The sequence below is a fragment of the Methylobacterium sp. genome, assembly GCF_019745455.1.
Classification (GTDB): Bacteria; Pseudomonadota; Alphaproteobacteria; order Rhizobiales; family Beijerinckiaceae; genus Methylobacterium.
In genome coordinates this window covers 1-18373 of record NZ_JAIETD010000004.1, presented here as the reverse complement: position 1 = coordinate 18373, position 18373 = coordinate 1, and the positions used below count along the sequence as shown (strand labels likewise).

The following is an 18373-nucleotide window of genomic DNA, read 5'->3' as shown; positions in this document are numbered from 1 at the left end:
CGCGAAGGCCTGCTATCGGGAAGCCTTGGCCTTTCCCTAGGCAGATCATGACTCCCTCGCTCCCAGATTTCCGCCGCGTCGTCATCAAGGTCGGATCGGCGCTCCTCGTCGATCGTGAGCGCGGGCGGCTGCGGCATGCCTGGCTCGCTGCACTCGCCGAGGATGTCGCCGACCTTCATGCACGCGGCGTCGACGTGCTCGTGGTTTCGTCGGGCTCCATCGCCCTCGGGCGAACCGTGCTCGGCTATCCGCCGGGCACCTTGCGGCTGGAGGAGAGCCAGGCGGCGGCGGCGGTCGGGCAGATCGCGCTGGCGCGCTACTGGTCGGAGGCCCTCGGCCATCACGGCATCGTCGCGGGCCAGATCCTGGTGACGCCGCAGGATACCGAGGAGCGTCGGCGCTATCTCAACGCCCGTGCCACCGTGCTGAAGCTCCTCGAGGTCCGCGCCGTGCCCGTCGTCAACGAGAACGACACCGTGGCGACGAGCGAGATCCGCTACGGCGACAACGACCGCCTCGCCGCCCGCGTCGCCACGATGATCGGCGCAGACGTGCTGGTGCTGTTCTCGGATATCGACGGCCTCTATACGGCCCCCCCGGCGAGCGACCCGAGCGCCCAGCACCTTCCGCTCGTCGAGCGGATCACCCCCGAGATCGAAGCGATGGCCGGCGGCCCGGCCTCGGAATTGTCCCGCGGCGGCATGCGCACGAAGGTCGAGGCGGCGCAGATCGCTGTCGGCGGCGGCACCCACATGATCATCGCGGACGGGCGTGAGAAGAATCCCCTTCGCACCATCCTCGAAGGAGGGCGCTGCACCTGGTTCCTGTCCGGCTCGAACCCCGTGGCGGCGCGCAAGACCTGGATTGCCGGATCGCTGGAGCCGCGCGGCGTCCTCGTCATCGACGAAGGCGCGGCGAAGGCGCTGCAGGTCGGGGCGAGCCTGCTGCCGGTCGGCGTGAAGGCGATCGAGGGCAGCTTCGGGCGCGGCGATGCCGTCATCATCCGCGATCGGGCCGGCCGCACCCTCGGCCGCGGCCTCGTCGCTTATGACAGCGATCAGGCGGCACGTATCATCGGCCGTCCCAGCCGCGAGATCGCCGAGTTCCTCACACATCCCGGCCGCGCGGAGATGGTGCATCGCGACGACATGGCGATCGTCGGCGAATAGGTACTGAAGCTTGTTTTGCCGCAGCCCGGATGGCATGAGAGACGGCTTCGTGCGCGGCCGCCCATTTCCGATGCCGCGGGGAGATGGCGGTGCCCTTCGTGAACCTGAGACCCGATTTCGCCCTGGATGGCAGCCTCGCGGACGAGATGCGCGGCATCGGCCGGCGCGCCCGTGCGGCCGCCCGCCTCATCGCGCTCGCCTCGGCCCAGACCAAGGACATCGCCCTGCGGACCATCGCGGAGCATCTGCGCGCTGCGGGCGCCGAGATCCTGTCCGAGAACGCGGTCGACGTCGCCGCCGCGAAAGCTGCCGGACAGACGAGCGCGCTCATCGATCGTCTCACGCTCGATGCCGGGCGCCTCGCCGGCATCGCCGAAGCGGTCGAGAAGATCGGGGCATTGCCCGATCCGGTCGGCCGTCAGGTCGCCGCCTTCGAGCGGCCGAACGGCCTGCTGATCGAGCGCATCGCGGTCCCGCTCGGCGTCATTGGAGTCATCTTCGAGAGCCGGCCCAACGTGACCGCCGATGCCGGCGGGCTCTGCCTCAAGGCCGGCAACGCCGCGATCCTGCGAGCAGGATCGGACAGCCATCGTACCGCTGTCGCCATCGCCGACACCATGCGCGCCGGGCTCGTGGCCTCGGGCCTGCCCGCCGACGCCGTCCAGATCGTGCCGACGCGGGACCGCGCCGCCGTCGGTGCGATGCTGTCGGGCCTGGACGGCTGCATCGACGTGATCGTGCCGCGCGGCGGTCGCGGCCTCGTCGAGCGGGTCCACGCCGAGGCGCGCGTCCCGGTCTTCGCCCATCTCGACGGGATCAACCACGTCTACGTCGCGGCCTCGGCGGACCTCGCCATGGCGCGCAGCATCGTGCTCAACAGCAAGATGCGCCGAACCGGCATCTGCGGCGCTGCCGAAACCCTGCTGGTCGATCGCGCCTGCGCCGAGACCCACCTCAAGCCGCTGGTCGAGATGCTGATCGAGGCGGGCTGCGCAGTCCGCGGCGACGAGACGGTTCGGGCCGCGGATCACCGCGTCGTGCCGGCGACCGAGGCCGATTGGCGGACCGAGTATCTCGACGCCATCATCGCGGTTCGTGTGGTCGAGGGCCTCGACGCGGCCATCGCCCATATCGAGAGCTTCGGCTCGCACCATACCGATGCGATCGTCACCGAGGACGACGCCGAGGCGACGCGCTTCCTCGCCGAGGTCGATTCCGCGATTGTGGTCCATAACGCCTCGACGCAATTCGCCGATGGCGGCGAGTTCGGCTTCGGCGCCGAGATCGGCATCGCCACGGGCCGGATGCATGCCCGCGGGCCCGTCGGCATCGAGCAGCTCACCACCTTCAAGTATCGCGTCCACGGCAGCGGGCAGACCCGCCCGTGACGTCACGGATCGAAGCCCTCGCAGGCCTTGCCCTTTCCGCGTCGGCTTGATGCCGGCCTGCCGGTGCGGCTGCCGCCGGCCTATCCGGGCATGCGGATCGGCCTCTATGGCGGGTCCTTCGACCCGGCCCATGCCGGCCACCGCCATGTCAGCCTGGTGGCGCTGAGACGCCTTGGCCTCGACCGGATCTGGTGGATGGTCACGCCGGGCAATCCCCTGAAGGACCGGGACCGGCTGGCACCCGCCACGGTTCGGGTCGCGGCGGCAGCGTTGGTCGCCGCCCATCCGCAGATCGCCGTGACCGCTTTCGAGAGCGAAATCGGCGCCCGCTACACCCGCCAAAGCCTGCGCTACCTGGTTTCGCGGCATCCGGCGGTCCATTTCGTCTGGCTCATGGGTGCGGACAGCCTCGCGGGCTTCCACCGCTGGCAGGGATATCGCGAAATCGCCGAGTTGATGCCGATCGCAGTCATCGACCGCCCTGGCTACACCCTCTCGGCGCCTGTCGGCCGGGCTGCGCGAGCCTTGGCGCGCTGGCGCCTTCCCGAACGGGACGCGGCAACACTCGCCGACAGGGCGGCCCCGGCCTGGACCTTCCTGCATGGGCCGCGCTCGCAGCTCTCGTCGACCGCGATCCGGCGCATGGGTGAGAACCGCGCGGGACTATTGAAAACGACCCGAGATGATATCAATCTCGGGCAAGTAGGATAAGAACGATGACAAGCCCGTCATCATGTCGAGGAACCAGGACACTGACTTCGCCGATCAACCACGGAACCGCGGGTTCCGACGCAGCAGCCGATAAGACCATTGGCGATCTCCGGGCGCTTGCGCTCGATTGCATCGAGGACATGAAGGCCGAGGAGACGATCGAGATCGACCTCAACGGCAAGACGTCCTTGGCCGATACGATGATCATCACCTCGGGCCGGTCCCAGCGCCATGTCGGCGCCATCGCCGACCGGATCCTCCAGGACATGAAGTCCAAGGGGTTCGGCAATGCCCGCGTCGAAGGCTTGCCGGCCTGCGATTGGGTCCTGATCGATGCGGGCGACGTGATCGTCCATATCTTCCGGCCCGAAGTGCGGGGCTTCTACAATCTCGAGAAGATGTGGGGCGTCGACCGCCCGGCCGGACTCTTGGCTGGCTGACGGGCTCGGCACGACGAGAAGCATCGCCTCATGCGCCTCGTCGTAGCGGCGATCGGTCGCCTGAAAGCCGGGCCGGAGCGCGATCTTGCGGCCCGCTACCGGGAACGTTCGGCGCAGATGGCCCGCGGGCTCGGCTTTGCTGGCTGCGATGTCGTCGAGATCCCCGAGAGCCGCGCCCGCCGCGCACCGGACCGCTGCGCGGAGGAGGCGGCCGCGATCCTTTCTCATTGCGGTAATGCAGCCGCCATCGTCGTCTACGACGAGCGAGGGCGAAGCGACGTGACGAGTCCTGCCCTCGCCGAGCGGCTCGCGGGCTGGCGGGATGAAGCGAAACCCGCCCTCGTCGTCGTCGTCGGCGGGCCCGATGGGCTCGACCCGAGCGTGCGGTCAAGAGCCGACCTTGCGCTGTCGTTCGGGGCGGCGACCCTGCCGCACGGCCTTGTGCGCGTCCTCGCGCTGGAGCAGGTTTACCGCTCGCTCACCATCCTGTCCGGCCATCCCTATCACCGCGGCGACCCCGACGAAGCATGAGAGGCCAGAGCCAGACGTCCGTCCCCCCAATGACCGTGAAGCCTGCATGGTGCTCCCTCACGTGGATGGAGAAGGTCGGCGCGAGGCGTGTGACTTCTCCGGATGGAAGGCTCGCCTCACCCTGTCCCTCTCCTTCCAGGATTGGGGACCCGCGCTTCATCTCCGCGCGCCTAGCCATTGGCGCGCTCGCGCTCTGGCTGCTGGCAAGCGCCCATTCTGTCTTCGGCCAGGCACCGCCGTCGAATGCGACTTCCGACGCGATCCAGGCATCCCTCGACGAGAAGGCCCGGCGGGCCGAGAACCTGAAGCGTGTCGAAGAGGCTCTTGCCGCATCCGCAAGTGCCAAAGCACAGCTCGAAGCCGAGATCGCCTCGATCGGAGGGGACCGGGCGAAGCTCAATGCTGCCCTCCTCGATGCGGCCCGCCAATCCCAGGCGACCGAAGACCGGATGACACGGCTCGAGGAGCGCCTGCGCTCCCTGACCGAGAGCGAGGCTGCGATCCGCCGTTCCCTTGAAGCGAGGCGCGGCGTCATCGCCGAGATCCTCGCGGCCCTGCAGCGTATGGGCCGACGCCCGCCGCCGGCGGTACTCGTCCAGCCCGAGGACGTCCTCGTCGTGATCCGTACCTCGATGATGCTCGGCGCGGTCGTACCGGAACTGCGCGGGGAGGCCGAAACCCTGGCGGCCGACCTCGGCGAGATGGTGCGGCTCAGGGGCGTCATCGCCAGAGACCGCCAAGCGCTGCAGACCGATCTCGCCGGCTGGGCGAAGGAGCGGCAGCGCCTCAACGTCCTGATGACGGCGCGCCGGACGCGCCTCGCGGAAGTCGAGAGCGGCATTGCGACCGAACGGGCGCGCACCGCCGAACTCGCGCTTCAGGCGCGTAGTTTGAAGGAGCTCCTGGAGCGGATGGAGAGCGACGTCGCCTCGGCTCGGCGGGCTGCCGAAGAGGCCCGGAACGCCGAAACGCGGGAGGCGCGCGCGACGCAGGAACGATTTGCCGCAGCGGGGACGCGCGACCCGGCGAGGCTCGCTCCGAAGATCCGGTTCGCCGACGCCCGCGGCGACCTGCCACGGCCGGTGAGCGGCAATTTAGTGCGCAGTTTCAATCAGCCGGACGGCACTGGAAGCCCCGCCCGCGGCATCACATTTGCCACTCGGCCGAAGGCGGTGGTCTCGTCGCCGGCCGATGGCTGGGTGTCCTTTGCCGGGCAATTCCGGTCATACGGGCGACTCTTGATCATCAATGCCGGCGATGGCTACTATCTGGTGTTGGCAGGCATGGATCAGATCAGCGTCGAAGTAGGACAGTTCGTCCTTGCCGGAGAGCCGGTGGCGGTGATGGGGGAGGGCGGCCCCGATCCGGTGCCGCCAGGCGGTGGGCGCAACGATCCGGTGCTCTACGTCGAGTTCAAGAAGGACGGGGGCTCCATCGATCCGGAGCCTTGGTGGGCCAAAAGCCCCAGCGAGAAGGTTCGCGGCTAATGCGCAAGATATCCCTGGTTCTGGTCGGCGCGTTTCTGGGCGCCGGTACATCGATCGTCGCGACCCAGACCCATCTGCTCTCCGGAACCAGCGCGGTGGCCGCCTCCGCGGAGACCTATCGCCAGCTCAGCCTGTTCGGCGACGTTTTCGAGAAGGTCCGCACCGACTACGTCGAGAAGCCTGAAGAGGCCAAGCTGATCGAGGCGGCGGTCAACGGTATGCTGACCTCGCTCGATCCGCATTCGAGCTACATGGATTCCAAGAGCTTCCGCGACATGCAGGTGCAGACCCGCGGCGAATTCGGCGGCCTCGGCATCGAGGTGACGATGGAGGACGGCCTGATCAAGGTCGTCACCCCGATCGACGACACCCCTGCCTCCAAGGCCGGCATCATGACCAACGATATCATCACGCAGATCGATGACGATCAGGTCCAGGGCCTTACCCTGAATCAGGCGGTCGACAAGATGCGGGGACCGGTGAACTCGCCGGTGAAGCTCAAGATCACCCGCAAGGAGGCGAAGGAGCCGTTGCTCGTCACGCTCAATCGCGACGTGATCAAGATCAAGCCGGTGCGTTCGCGCGCCGAGGGCGGCGACGTCGGCTATATCCGCATGACGCAGTTCAACGAGCAGACCTTCGACGGCCTGCGCTCGGCCATCGACAAGGTGACGACCGAGATCGGAGCGGACAAGCTGAAAGGCTACGTGCTCGACCTGCGCAACAATCCCGGTGGCCTTCTCGACCAGGCCGTGCTCGTCTCCGACGCTTTCCTCGATCGCGGCGAGATCGTCTCGACCCGCGGCCGCAATGCCGACGAGACCCAGCGGTTCTCCGCCAAGGGCGGCGACTACACCAAGGGCAAGCCCGTGGTCGTGCTCGTGAACGGTGGTTCGGCCTCGGCCTCCGAGATCGTGGCCGGCGCGCTCCAGGATCACAAGCGTGCCACCGTTCTGGGGACCCGTTCCTTCGGCAAGGGCTCCGTGCAGTCGATCATCCCGCTCGGCGGCAGCGGCGCGCTCCGCCTGACGACGGCGCGCTACTACACGCCGTCGGGCCGGTCGATCCAGGCCAAGGGCATCGAGCCGGACGTCGAGGTGACGCAGGAGATCCCGGACGAGCTCAAGGGTAAGGACGAGACCAAGGGCGAAGCCGGCCTGAAGGGACACCTGAAGCAGAAGGATGCGGAAGAGCGCGGCGGTTCCTCCGCCTACATCCCGCCGGACCCCGCCAAGGACAAGCAGCTCATCGCCGCCATGGACCTGTTGCGCGGCATCCAGAAGGGTGCGGCCAACACGCCGAAGGCGACCGTCCCGAACTGATGCTGACTCAAGCCGCTGCCGGGTGGTGAAGCTCGGCGGTGAATTAGCCAAACGTTAACCATAGCGGCCTTCAATGTCGGCGAGACCGACGCTGGAGGCCGCTTTCCGTTTCAGGAAGGTATGGCCGGCGCTCGGTTCCGGTGCCGAGGAAGCAGGCAGGCGTGGCCTCCGACGACATCCTGACACGTCCCTTGGGGAGAGCGGTGCCGCGAGCCGAGCGGCTTCGCGACCTGCTGCGGTTCCGCCTCACCCGCAGCACGATCCTCGGTGGCCTGGCCGCTGCACTCGTCGTCGGCGGCTCTGTTGTCGCGCTCGTCGGAGATCCTCTTGGGGGCGAGCCGCATGCGACAGCGCTGATCAATGTTCGCGAAGCTGAGCCGGACACTTCTTCGAAGAGCGTTACGGCACCATCCGAAAAGCCGGCCTCGGGATCGAGTTCCGCCACCGAGGTGGAGGGCTCTTCGGGTGTGACAGTCGTGCGTCCGCTCGGCACCGCGGCGCCGACCGACGCGGTCATCATCCGGGTCCCGAACGAGGCGGGCGTGACCCTCGCCGCCGCGCCCGATCCACGCCTGACCGAGCGCGGCCGCCACGGCTCGCTGCCGAAGCTCGGCGAAGGCCGAGTCCGCGCCCTCGATGTCTATGCCCGCCCCGCCGGGGTAACCGGCGGTCCCCGCATCGCCCTCGTGGTCTCTGGTCTCGGGATCGGTCAGGCCGCCACCGCTGCAGCCGTCGCCAAGCTGCCGGCGGCCGTGAGCCTCGCCTACAGCCCCTACGGCGCAGACCTCGATCGCGGCGCAGCACGAGCGCGCGAAGCAGGCCACGAGATCCTGCTGCACGTGCCGATGGAGCCGTTCGACTATCCTGACAGCGATCCCGGGCCACAGACTCTCCTGACGACGCTACGGCCGGCCGAGAACCTCGACAAGCTCGCCTGGGCGATGAGCCGGTTCAGCGGCTTCGTCGGCATCGTCAACTTCATGGGGGCCAAGCTCACGGCCGACGCCGCTGCCTTCGAGCCCGTGATGCGGGAGATCGCCAATCGCGGCCTCGGCTTCCTCGACGACGGCTCCTCGCCCCGTACGCTGAGCCAGGGCATCGCCGCGAAGATGAAGACCCCGTGGGCGCGGGCCGAGATCGTCGTCGATGTGGTGCCCAGAGCCGAGGCCATCGACCGGGAACTTGCAAGGCTCGAGGCACAGGCGAGAACCAAGGGACTCGTCATCGCGTCGGCGTCCGCCCTGCCGCTCACCGTCGAGCGGATCTCGCGATGGTCGCGCGATCTCGAAGCGCGCGGCGTTCGCCTCGTTCCCGTCAGCGCCGCCCTGAGGAACTCGGCGCCGGGCACTCGCCTCACCAGCGCAACCCCGTGAGAGAAACGCTTCCCGCGTTGCGGGAGCCCCATCGGCTGCCCTATGGTCCGGTTCAATGACCATCGCTCAGCCAGTCCTCGCTGCTCAAGCCGCACTGCCTTACCGCCGCTGCGTCGGCGTCGCATTGCTGAATGCGAGGGGCCGCGTCTTCGTCGGCCGGCGTCGGGCCGATGCGGGGCCGGAGCACGTTGCCGACGGCCGGGCCTGGCAGATGCCTCAGGGTGGGATCGACGAGGGCGAAGACCCCTATGCCGCCGCCTTGCGCGAGCTCTTCGAGGAGACGAGCGTGCCCGCCGCGAGCGTGACACTGCTCGCCGAAGCACCGGACTGGCTGTCCTACGACCTGCCGCCGGAGATCCTGAAACAGGCCTGGAAGGGTCGATACCGCGGCCAGACCCAGAAGTGGTTCGCCTTCGGCTTTTCCGGTTCCGAGGACGAGATCGACGTGCTGCACCCCGGCGGGGGTGCCCATAAATCCGAATTCGACTCCTGGCGCTGGGAGGCGATGAAGTCTCTGCCGGACCTCATCGTGCCGTTCAAACGGCCGGTCTACGAGGGCGTGGTGGCGGCCTTCTCGCACCTCACCGGATGGCGGGGCTCCCCGTGAGTCACGCGGGCTGAGGGCGCCATGCGCTGGTGGTCGCTCCCGATCGTTCTGGCGCTCGGCTGGTTCGTCTTCACGCTGACGCCGTTCTGGGCGCTCTATGGGCTGTCGCAAGCCGTCCAGGCGGGTGACACCGCCTATGTCGAGCGTCACGTCAACTTCAGGACCTTGCGCCTCTCCCTCATCCGCCAGGCCACGGCGGCGGCGCGGGCGAGCACCGAGACCACCGGCACCGCGGAGCCGCGCGAGCGCATCGTCGACACCGCCGCCGCCCTGGCGATCCCCCTGGTTGAAACCCTCGTCACCCCGGGCACTGTCGTCGACCTCCTGGACGATGGCTGGCCGCAATCGCTCGATCTCGGCCGGAACGGCGCCGAGGCGCCGCCGACGCAACCGCGGCAGGGTCTTCGCATCGAGGGGATCGGACGATTGCTGGCCTTCTACCTGGCGTCCGAAATGCGTGGGTTTCGTACCGTCGTCATCCCGGTCCCGCCGAACCAAGGGCCGGAGCGACGGTTCCGCGTCAGGTTGCGCCTGCGCGGCTGGACCTGGCGCCTCGTCGATATCGAGCTGCCGGAGGATCTTCGGCAGCGCATCGCCCAGTCGATCGCTCAGGCGGCGGAGCGCAAGCCGCGCGGACCGAGGCCCTGACGCACGCGCGTCACTCCGCCACCGATTTGCGGCTGGTGAAGCGGGCGTTGCCGAGCCCGGTGCCGATGGTGAGGACGCCCCAGCGTTCGACATCGTGAAAATGCGGCACTTCGCTCAGGCCCTGCACCACGGCGTCATTGTGCATCACCACCATGGTGTCGTGATCGCCGATGCGCGGGATCGCCTCGACGATGCGGTCGGGAAGGTTGAAGCGCTCGCCCTCCCATTTGCCCGGAAGGTTCTGCCCGCCGCGATCGATGGTGCCGTCGGGCTCGATCCGACCCGGGCAGCCGATCCCGATGAAGGGCGCAAGGGAGAGGTCGGCCCGCTCGGCGCGCCGGATGAGATCGAGCAGGATATCGATGAGGCGCTGAACCGCCTCCTCGCGGCTGGGCTTGGGCTCGTCGTCGCAGTGGCGCCAGATCTCCGAGCGCCAGACCTCGACCCGGGACAGGTCGGGGGCCTTCTTGAGGTTGGTCTCGAGCACGCCCGCCCGGATGTTGCTGCCGCCGATATCCACCGCGAGCAGGCTGTCGTAGCCGGTGAAGATCCAGGACGGGGCAAGATGCACGGCTCCGATCAAGCCGGCCTCGTCGGGATGATTGCGAATCGGTTCGAGGACGATGTCGAGACCCGAGCCGCGCAGGATCGCCTCGGCCCGGCCGATCGCGAGCTTGCCGACGAGGCTGTCGCGCAACCCGCCGCCGACCACGATGTGGGAGGTGTCGCGCCAGCCCTTCTGGCGCAGGAACTTGCGCACGAGGGATGCCAGCTCCTGGGAGAACTCCTCGACCGCGCTGAAGACCACGCCCGAGGCGAGGGAGGGGCCCTCGACGAGGTTCTCGTCGAGCCGCTTCTTGCTGATCGTCTCGCTCTCGCGGTCGCCGAGCGGATCGGGGCCGATCGCACGCATCTTCACGCGCCAGTCCTCGACAAGCGCGCGGAAGGCCTTCTTCGAGACCTTGTCGCCGACGAAGCCTTCCTCGTCCTTCAACTCGATATTGTTGCTGTCGACCACGACCGACGGGAGCTCGGCCGATCCGTGCGCGAGGCCAGATCGACCCGGTTTCGTGTCCGCCGCCATGCTTGTGATCCGCCTATTGCGAGAGGTCCGAGTTGCAACGCGCGAAACCGGATCCGGCTGCGCTTCACTCACAGCCGCTCCCTTAGGCAGCGGTCGAAAGGGTGGTTGTCGGCTTTCGGAACCAGTCCGATGCCCTAGCGGGGCTTCTCGGGATCGATTCCCGGCACGACCTTGGGCTTGCGAGCCTGCATCACCTCCTCGGCCTTGTCCTCGTCCGTGTCCCCCCGCTCGATCGTCTTCTCGGGATCTGCGGAGAGCTTGGTCACGATCGCCATCAGGCGCACGCACTCGGCATCGAACTTGTAGGTATCGAGGACGATCGCGGCGTCGCGCAGGGTGCGCAGGTCGCGCACCGTCTGCTTGTTGGCAGCCTCGCGCAGCTCGCTCTTGTCGGCGATGGCCTCCTCGAGCTTTGCGCTCCTTACGTCGCAGGCGGCAGCACGGTCGGCATAAGCGATGACGAGGACGCAACCGAGGAGGACGGCGCGGGCGAAGACGGGTCGCATGATGGGGCTTATCCGTGAGGGGGATCAGGAAACGTGGTGCAGAAGATCAAGCGTGGCGCAGAAGATTATTGGCCACGGCGACGAGTTGGCTCGGCCGGTAGGGTTTCGGCACGAAGACCGACGCAGGCACCGCATCGGCCGGCGAAAGGTTCGCGCGTCCGCCAGAGGTATAGATCACCGGCAGGCCTGGGCGGTGGCGGCGGGCGCAGCGGGCCAGGGCGATGCCGTTGGTGTTGTGGGCCAAGTCGATATCGGTGAAGAGCAGATCGATGCTCTCGCGCTCCAGGATGGCCTGCGCCTCGTCGGCATCGGCGGCCGTGAGAACGCGATAGCCCTCATCCAGGAACGCCTCCGCGGCGAGGTCGCAGACCATGGCCTCGTCCTCGACCACGAGGACGGTTTCATGGGCACCTGCCAACCGGACGGCCGGCCAAGGCAAGGCAGCACAGGCGAAAGGGATCATGACGCAACTCCAACGCACCCGGCTGAGGACGAAAGCCCCGAGGCCGGATCGCTGGAGAAACGGCTCCGTGCGCTCCGACGTTCACCCTGGTTGCCTAAACTTGCGCGGGTTTGGTGAGCAAAGCCTTAACCCTGCCGGCCCGGCCTCCAGGAGCATGGCGTGAGCCGGTCGTGGAGCTTGATCGTCGGGCTCGTCCTCACCGCCATCGCGGGCTATGCCGACGCCATCGGCTTCAGCCGGCTCGGCGGCCTCTACACCTCGTTCACGAGCGGCAACACGACCCAGTTCGTGGTCCATCTCGGCCATGGTGAGGTTCACGCCGCAATCCTGCAGGCGCTGCCCGTCATCGCCTTCCTCGTCGGAGGCATGCGGTCCTCGCCGTGATGGCGACGATGCTGACCCTGGTGCATAAGCCCGGGACCGCCTGAATGCGGTTCGGGACGACTTTAAGGATTGAATCAGACGCATGAGCCTCAGCGAACCCTCCCTGGCCGACCATGTGACTCCGATCGCGGCGGGCGCGCACGTCACCGTGGCCGCCTGGATGAAGGACATGCTCGCGCTTGCGCTCGGCGACGGTGGCGTCCTCCTTATCGAGGATGACCGATCGCGGCGGATCGAAGCCCATCCCGATAGCGGCATCCTCGTCGGCGCCGGCGACGGGCGCAGGCTCGTCACCGGCGGTGACGACGGACGTGTGGTCGCGACGACGGCCGACGGCAGCGTCACGGAGATCGGCGCTTCCCAGAACGGTGCCTGGATCGATGCGCTCGCCCTGCATCCGGACGGCGCCGTCGCCTATGCGGCAGGCCGGGCCGTGACGGCCCGCGACGCGAAGGGCCGCGAGAAGACCTTCACGGCCCCGACGACCGCCCGAGGTCTCGCCTTCGCGCCCAAGGGCTATCGCCTCGCGATCTCGCACTATAACGGCGCCACCCTGTGGTACCCGAACCTCGCGGCGGAGCCGGAGGTGGTCGCCTGGAAGGGCTCGCATATCGACGTCACCTGGTCCCCCGACGGCCGCTTCGTCGTGACGACGATGCAGGAGAATGCCCTGCACGGCTGGCGCCTCTCGCCGGACAAGGGCCACATGCGGATGTCGGGTTACCCCGGCAAGGTCCGCTCGACGAGCTGGTCGGCGGACGGGAACTGGCTCGGGACCGGCGGCGCCGAGGCGGCCATCGCCTGGCCGTTCGATTCCAAGGAAGGACCGACAGGCAAGGCGCCGCGGGAATGCGGCGTGCGACCGGCCCGCGTCTCCCGCGTCGCCTTCCATCCCAAGGCCCTCGTCCTCGCCATCGGCTACGAGGACGGCTGCATCCTGCTCGTTCGTTTCGTAGACGCTTCCGAGCTCCTGGTGCGGCCAGCGGTGAAGGGCAGCGGGATCTCGGCTCTGGCCTGGGATGCGCGCGGCGGCCGTCTCGCCTTCGGTTGCGTCGATGGCGAAGCCGGCCTCCTCACCCTGCCGGGTTGAACCGATGGCTCTGTTCGGCTTCGGCCGCTCGGCAAGACCTCAAGCAGCCGATGCCCAGCGCCGGCAGGTGGAGAATTGGGTACGGGAAGCGGCGAAGCTCGATGCCGACGACGTCGTCAAGGCGAACGAGATCCAATGCCCAGATCCGGCTTGTCCGGGTTTCGAGACGGTGATCCTCATCATGCGGGCAAAGCAGCGCACGCAAGCCCTCAAGATCACCAAACCCATCGCCGGGGTCACGCAGCCCGATGTGGTGGAGGCCCTTGCGGGTTAAGAAGAGGGGGCCGGAACTGATCTCCGAAAGCCACCCTTGTCCAGTCGACGCCGCGAAGCCGAACCGAGGAGATCCGCATCGTGTTCCGTGTCCTTCGCACCCTCGGCCTCGCCCTCGGACTCTTCGGAGGCGCTGTGGGGGCGCAGGGCCCGGAATTCGCCCAGCAGTACAGCCAGCGCCTCGGCGGCACCGTGGACGAGCTCAAGCGCGTGGTCGCGACCTTCGAGAAGGACGCGGCAGAAACCGGCAATACCCGCGACGGCGCCGTCGACCGCCTGCGCCAGAACCAGGATGCTCTGGTGGCCCGGCGAGGTGCGGCGGCGCGGGAGGATATCGAGCGGCTTCGCAGCCTCTCCGAGCAGCAGCGGGCACTGCAGGAAGCCGGCGGTCCGCTAGGCCGGCTAACGGTCGTGCTGCGCAACCCCGACATGGCGCTGGCCCAGGCGACCTATCGTGATTACCAGCCCGCGGTGCCGACGACGGCAGACGGCCTCATCGCGGGGTTCCTCGGTTTCCTGGCGACCTGGGCCGGATGGCGCCTGCTGAGCGATCTTGTACGGCGACTGGCTCCGAGGCGACGACAGCCGTCGGCGGCTTGAGGACGGCTCCGCTGGCGTTGCGGGAAGGGCACAGGTGTTGCGATCCATCTACAGCGTGCCCGCGTTGCATGGACTAGGACTTCGCAGGTAGCGCAGGGTCAATTCCTGGCGCCGGCTCACGGCTTGTTGTCGCATCATGGCGCGCGCACCGACCCATCAGACGATCGACCCGGCCCTCGACGCCGCGGCTCTGCTGCGCCGTGTCGGCTTCTTCGGCCTGTTCGTGGTGGTGCCGATGGCGGCCCAGGTGGCACGGCGCGCCACCGTCATCCTCGTCCCGATCTGCGTGATCCTGCTGATCCTCGCGAGTGCCATCGACGGCAGGAACCGGCCGATCCGTCCCGTCGCCCTGGCGATGGTACGCTCACCCGCCTTCCTTGCCGGCTTGCTCGTCCTCGGTTGGGCGGCCCTTTCCCTGGTCTGGACGCCGTTTCTCGGGCCGGCCACCGAGCGTCTCCTCAACCTCGCAGCCACGATCCTGCTGACCCTCGCCGGCTACCTTGCGCTGCCGGACCGGATGCGGTCGGCCAACCTCTATCTGCTTCCTGTAGGCGTGACCGCGGCGGCGGTCATGGCGATCGTAGCCGGCCTGTTCGGCGATGCTCTGTTGCGAAGCGCCCCCGACGACGAGAGCGCGCTCAACCGCGACCTCATCCTCCTTGCCCTGCTGGTCTGGCCTGCGGTCGCCTGGCTGCGCTCGCGTGGGCGCGACGTCGAGGCCCTCGTCACCCTCGTCCTCGTCGGAGGAGCCCTCGTGCTTTCGCCGAATGTGACCCAGTTGCTGGCACTGGCGGTCGGCGCCATCGCCTTCGCGCTGGGAAGCGTCCGCCTGCACCTCGGCATGCGCATCGTTGCGATCCTGGCCGCCGGTCTCCTCGTGGCCTCGCCGCTCCTGCCCTTCGTGGCGCGTCCGATCGGCATCGCCCTCGCGGGACCCGTCGCCCCGGCCGTCCTCACGATCAAGGCCTGGCAGAAGGTGGTGACGACAGAGCCCGTGCGTCTCGTCACGGGTCATGGATTCGAAACGACCCGGCGTGGCCGTGTCGTCGGGCTCCTGCCAGCGAATGCGCCCACCACGGTCCTGTTCGAACTCTGGTACGAACTCGGCGTCGTCGGGGCGCTCGCGGCCGCCTTCGCCCTGCAGGCGGCGATCAGGCGCAGCGGGCGTGAGAGCTCCGCCCTCGGTCCCGGCGCGCTGGCCGCCTTCGCAGCCGCCTTCGCCATTGCCTGCGTCGGCGTCGGTCTGACCGTGTTGTGGTGGATCACGGCCTTATCAGTGACGGTACTGGCCTTCGTGGCCATCGAGCGCGGCCAGTTCCGGACCCGTCGGCCGAAGGCGAGCCTTCTGAAGGCCGCCAACGACGCCTGAGACGGGCGCGGCTCTAATCCGCGGCGGCCGCCTCGATCGCGGCCATGTCCTCGTCCGACAGGCCGACATGGTGCCCGATCTCGTGGACGAGCACATGGGTGACGAGATGCCCGAGCGTCTCGTCATGCTCTGACCAGTAGTCGAGCAGCGGCCGCCGATAGAGCCAGATCCGGTTCGGCATCTGCCCGGTCATGGCCTCGCCCCCCTGAGCGAGGCCGATCCCGCGGAAGAGACCGAGGAGGTCGAACTCGCTCTCGCAGCCCATCTCCGCCAGCGTCTCTTCGTCCGGAAAATCCTCGACATGGATCACCAGCCCGTCGCAGAGGCGGCGAAAGGCGTCGGGGAGTTCGGCGAAGGCATCGCGCGCCAGGACCTCGATTTCGTCGAGGGATGGCGCCCGCGCCTCGGCAAGGCCGTTCATCGCATCTCCGGCAGCACCCGCTCGCTCAGGAAGCCGGCGAGGTCGTTGGTGATATGGTCGATATGCGCCTCGTGCACCGCCTCCTGCTCGAAGGCCTCGCGGAACGGATCGAGGGTTCGCGGCACGACGAGGACGGTCCCCATCCCAATCTCGTGCGGCACGGCGAGGTTGCGGGCGATATCCTCGAACAGGACGGCACGGCGCGGATCGACGCCGTGGCGCTCCAAGAAGCGCTCGTAGGTCGAGCGCTCGGGCTTGGGCACGAACTGCGCGTCCGCGATGTCGAACACGTCCTCGAAATGGTCGAGGATGCCGATCTTCCTCGCGACATTCTCGGCATGCCGCCGCGACCCGTTGGTGAGGATGAGCTTGCGGCCGGGAAGGCGCTCGATGGCGTCGCCGAGGGCCGGATCGAGGCTGATCGTCGAGTGGTCGATGTCGTGCGCGAAGTCGAGGAAGTCGTGCGGGTCGATGTTCTCCTCGAGCATCAGCGCCTTCAGCGTGGTGCCATAGCGATGATAGAAATGCTTCTGCAATGCGCGCGCCGAGAGCCCGTCGAGCCCGTAGAGGCGCATGACGTAGAGGGTAATGCGCTCGTCGACCTGCGGCCACACCATCGCGTCGCTCGGGTAGAGCGTGTTGTCGAGATCGAACACCCAGGTATCGACATGCGCGAAACCGCGGGACTCGGCGGCAGTGAAATGGCTCTCGCCTGGAAGGAACAAGATGGTTCGTGGGGTTCGCGGAAGGACTGTCGACGCGAGCTTAGCCTGACCCGCCTCTCCGTCCAAATCAGTGAAGCGCAATCGATCTCGGTACCCGGCTCATGGGAGGAGGAAGCCGGGCACCAATGTTCTCAGGTGCGGCGGATCAGCGTGCCCGCACCGTAATCGGTGAAGAGTTCGAGGAGCACGGCGTGGCCGACCTTGCCGTCGAGGATGACGACGGCCTCGACGCCCTGTTCGATGGCGTAGATGCAGGTTTCGATCTTGGGGATCATGCCGCCCGTGATGGTGCCGTCGGCGACGAGGCGCCGGCAATCCTCCACCGAAAGCTCGGGGATCAGCTTGCCCTCCTTGTCGAGGACGCCGGGCACGTCGGTGAGGAGGAGGAGGCGCTTGGCCCTGAGCGAGCCCGCGATGGCGCCCGCGAAGGTGTCGGCATTGACGTTGTAGGTTTGCCCGTCGGCCCCGAAGGCGACTGGAGCGAGGACCGGAATCAGCTCGGCCTTGAGCACGGCATCGAGCACGCCGCGCTCGACATGCTCGGGCTCGCCGACAAGACCGAGATCGACGGATTGCTCGGTCTTGCTCTCGGGATCGAGGATGGTGCGCATGGCGCGCTTGGCGCGGACCATGTTTCCGTCCTTTCCGCAGAGGCCGATGGCACGGCCGCCTTCAGCCGAGATCCAGCCGACGATCTGCTTGTTGATCGAGCCGGCGAGCACCATCTCGACCACCTCGACGGTGGCCTCGTCGGTGACGCGCAATCCGCCCTTGAACTCGGATTCGATGCCGAGGCGCCCGAGCATCCGACCGATCTGCGGTCCGCCGCCGTGGACGACGATGGGCTTCAGGCCGGATTGCTCGAGGAGCACGATGTCCTCGGCGAAATCCTCGGCCGCCGCACGGTCGCCCATCGCGTGGCCGCCATACTTGATGACCACGATCTCCTGATCGTAGCGCTGCATGTGGGGCAAAGCCTGAACCAGGACTTCCGCCCGGACATGGACGTTCGGCAGGGGTTCTTTCATCGCGGCGACTCGGGAGCTGCGGGGCGGACACGCGCCGCGCTTCTAACTCAGCCGGACCGGTCTGCGAACCCGGCGCATTCGCTAAAACCGCCAGCGCGTCGCGGGTAACGGCCGATTAACCGTATCGGAACATCCTGAGTTAAGTCTCCAAGGATCATCAACCTATGCTGAATGCAGATCCACTCCTCACCCGGCCGACGCTGACCAACGCGGCCGTCATCAATACGGCACTCGGGGAGCTCGCTGCCCAGGCACGATCCACGGGCGACATCTGGCGGCTTCTTACCGATCGTTACGTCGTCGACCTAGACGCCGCCGCGATGGTCCTGCCCTCCGACCAACCGGAGCCGGTCTGGCTCTCACCGCGGAGCTGAATCCGCAGGCACAAGGATCGTCTGCGTGCACCGAACGCATGCCGTTGATGTCTTTCAAAGAAACGCCCCTGGCATACGCCATGCTTGAGACAGCACAACGCTGAAGACGAACGTTCAAGGCAACGATCACGCGGCCGCTCCGACGCCAGAGCCAAACCCGCGGACCTTATTCGCCATCACGATAAAGGGGTCCGTCATGCCTGAATTACTGTCCGTCGCCCTCGTCTGTGCCGGTACGCTGCTGGCCCGGGATTGCTCGCGAGACAACGCCCTCGACGTCATCGTCTCGCCGGCCCGTAACCCGATCGAATGCCTGATGAAGGCGCAGGTGACCGCGGCATCGACGAGGATCGTCGAGGGCGAGGCCCGCTATCTCAAGA

At 67.7% G+C, this 18373-nt stretch carries 23 protein-coding genes; 17 read left to right on the top strand and 6 right to left on the bottom strand.

Going from position 1 to position 18373, the window contains the following annotated elements; all coding sequences use genetic code 11:
* The first annotated feature begins 47 nt into the window (after positions 1-47).
* From proB to K2Y56_RS00780, 10 genes are all read left to right on the top strand, one after another.
* Positions 48-1169 (top strand): glutamate 5-kinase, encoded by a 1122-nt coding sequence (gene proB, locus K2Y56_RS00825; RefSeq protein ID WP_292503828.1) that lies wholly within the window; start codon positions 48-50, stop codon positions 1167-1169.
* 146 nt (positions 1170-1315) lie between these two features.
* A complete protein-coding gene (locus tag K2Y56_RS00820; RefSeq protein ID WP_292503919.1) occupies positions 1316-2557 on the top strand; it encodes a glutamate-5-semialdehyde dehydrogenase in 1242 nt (413 codons plus the stop codon).
* Between the two features lie 57 nt (positions 2558-2614).
* On the top strand, positions 2615-3268 hold the full coding sequence (locus K2Y56_RS00815; protein ID WP_292503917.1) for a nicotinate-nucleotide adenylyltransferase: 654 nt from the start codon (positions 2615-2617) through the stop codon (positions 3266-3268).
* Between the two features lie 5 nt (positions 3269-3273).
* Positions 3274-3708 (top strand): ribosome silencing factor, encoded by a 435-nt coding sequence (gene rsfS / locus K2Y56_RS00810; protein ID WP_292503825.1) that lies wholly within the window; start codon positions 3274-3276, stop codon positions 3706-3708.
* 30 nt (positions 3709-3738) lie between these two features.
* On the top strand, positions 3739-4239 hold the full coding sequence (gene rlmH, locus K2Y56_RS00805) for a 23S rRNA (pseudouridine(1915)-N(3))-methyltransferase RlmH (protein ID WP_292503823.1): 501 nt from the start codon (positions 3739-3741) through the stop codon (positions 4237-4239).
* A gap of 200 nt (positions 4240-4439) precedes the next feature.
* The gene (locus K2Y56_RS00800) at positions 4440-5726 is read left to right on the top strand and encodes a peptidoglycan DD-metalloendopeptidase family protein (protein ID WP_292503916.1); all 1287 of its coding nucleotides are present in this window, start codon (positions 4440-4442) and stop codon (positions 5724-5726) included.
* Positions 5726-7048: a S41 family peptidase gene (locus tag K2Y56_RS00795; protein ID WP_292503821.1), complete on the top strand. Its 1323-nt coding sequence runs from the start codon at positions 5726-5728 to the stop codon at positions 7046-7048. Before K2Y56_RS00800 ends, K2Y56_RS00795 begins: the two co-directional genes overlap by 1 nt.
* Positions 7049-7209: 161 nt before the next feature.
* Positions 7210-8421, top strand: coding sequence for a divergent polysaccharide deacetylase family protein (locus K2Y56_RS00790; protein WP_292503818.1), 1212 nt, complete (start codon positions 7210-7212; stop codon positions 8419-8421).
* Between the two features lie 55 nt (positions 8422-8476).
* Positions 8477-9028 carry an RNA pyrophosphohydrolase gene (locus K2Y56_RS00785; RefSeq protein WP_292503816.1) on the top strand — a complete coding sequence of 184 codons (552 nt, stop codon included), beginning with the start codon at positions 8477-8479 and terminating at the stop codon, positions 9026-9028.
* Between the two features lie 21 nt (positions 9029-9049).
* Entirely contained in the window at positions 9050-9676 is a 627-nt protein-coding gene (locus K2Y56_RS00780) for a DUF2939 domain-containing protein (RefSeq protein WP_292503813.1), read from the top strand.
* Positions 9677-9686: 10 nt separating this feature from the next.
* Here K2Y56_RS00780 and K2Y56_RS00775 read toward each other — a convergent pair whose 3' ends face one another.
* The 3 genes from K2Y56_RS00775 to K2Y56_RS00765 all read right to left on the bottom strand — a co-directional run bounded on the left by K2Y56_RS00775 (position 9687) and on the right by K2Y56_RS00765 (position 11729).
* Positions 9687-10760, bottom strand: a complete 1074-nt coding sequence (locus K2Y56_RS00775; protein WP_292503810.1) for an ROK family protein — start codon at positions 10758-10760, stop codon at positions 9687-9689.
* A 134-nt stretch (positions 10761-10894) separates the two neighbouring features.
* Positions 10895-11266, bottom strand: a complete 372-nt coding sequence (locus K2Y56_RS00770) for a photosystem reaction center subunit H (protein WP_292503808.1) — start codon at positions 11264-11266, stop codon at positions 10895-10897.
* Between the two features lie 46 nt (positions 11267-11312).
* Positions 11313-11729: a response regulator gene (locus tag K2Y56_RS00765; RefSeq protein WP_292503807.1), complete on the bottom strand. Its 417-nt coding sequence runs from the start codon at positions 11727-11729 to the stop codon at positions 11313-11315.
* 159 nt (positions 11730-11888) lie between these two features.
* On the opposite strand from K2Y56_RS00765, the gene K2Y56_RS00760 reads away from it, so the two are divergent.
* The 5 genes from K2Y56_RS00760 (at position 11889) to K2Y56_RS00740 (ending at position 15445) form a co-directional block, all read left to right on the top strand.
* Positions 11889-12113, top strand: a complete 225-nt coding sequence (locus K2Y56_RS00760; protein WP_292503805.1) for a DUF1275 family protein — start codon at positions 11889-11891, stop codon at positions 12111-12113.
* A gap of 82 nt (positions 12114-12195) precedes the next feature.
* Positions 12196-13203: a WD40 repeat domain-containing protein gene (locus K2Y56_RS00755; protein ID WP_292503803.1), complete on the top strand. Its 1008-nt coding sequence runs from the start codon at positions 12196-12198 to the stop codon at positions 13201-13203.
* Between the two features lie 4 nt (positions 13204-13207).
* On the top strand, positions 13208-13477 hold the full coding sequence (locus K2Y56_RS00750) for a hypothetical protein (RefSeq protein WP_292503801.1): 270 nt from the start codon (positions 13208-13210) through the stop codon (positions 13475-13477).
* Between the two features lie 80 nt (positions 13478-13557).
* Entirely contained in the window at positions 13558-14076 is a 519-nt protein-coding gene (locus K2Y56_RS00745; protein ID WP_292503800.1) for a DUF2937 family protein, read from the top strand.
* A 136-nt stretch (positions 14077-14212) separates the two neighbouring features.
* Positions 14213-15445, top strand: a complete 1233-nt coding sequence (locus K2Y56_RS00740; RefSeq protein ID WP_292503799.1) for a peptide ABC transporter permease — start codon at positions 14213-14215, stop codon at positions 15443-15445.
* A 13-nt stretch (positions 15446-15458) separates the two neighbouring features.
* Here K2Y56_RS00740 and K2Y56_RS00735 read toward each other — a convergent pair whose 3' ends face one another.
* From K2Y56_RS00735 to argB, 3 genes are all read right to left on the bottom strand, one after another.
* The gene (locus tag K2Y56_RS00735) at positions 15459-15866 is read right to left on the bottom strand and encodes a metallopeptidase family protein (protein WP_292503797.1); all 408 of its coding nucleotides are present in this window, start codon (positions 15864-15866) and stop codon (positions 15459-15461) included.
* Entirely contained in the window at positions 15863-16591 is a 729-nt protein-coding gene (locus tag K2Y56_RS00730) for a pyrimidine 5'-nucleotidase (RefSeq protein ID WP_292503796.1), read from the bottom strand. The genes K2Y56_RS00735 and K2Y56_RS00730 overlap by 4 nt, the downstream gene beginning before the upstream one ends.
* 131 nt (positions 16592-16722) lie before the next feature.
* Positions 16723-17619 (bottom strand): acetylglutamate kinase, encoded by an 897-nt coding sequence (argB, locus tag K2Y56_RS00725; RefSeq protein ID WP_292503794.1) that lies wholly within the window; start codon positions 17617-17619, stop codon positions 16723-16725.
* 164 nt (positions 17620-17783) lie between these two features.
* Between argB and K2Y56_RS00720 the strand changes: the two genes are divergently transcribed.
* Together K2Y56_RS00720 and K2Y56_RS00715 are read left to right on the top strand one after the other, a co-directional pair.
* Positions 17784-17993 carry a hypothetical protein gene (locus K2Y56_RS00720; protein WP_292503792.1) on the top strand — a complete coding sequence of 70 codons (210 nt, stop codon included), beginning with the start codon at positions 17784-17786 and terminating at the stop codon, positions 17991-17993.
* Positions 17994-18189: 196 nt separating this feature from the next.
* Positions 18190-18373: hypothetical protein (locus K2Y56_RS00715; protein ID WP_292503790.1), on the top strand; the 184-nt coding region annotated here is incomplete at its 3' end.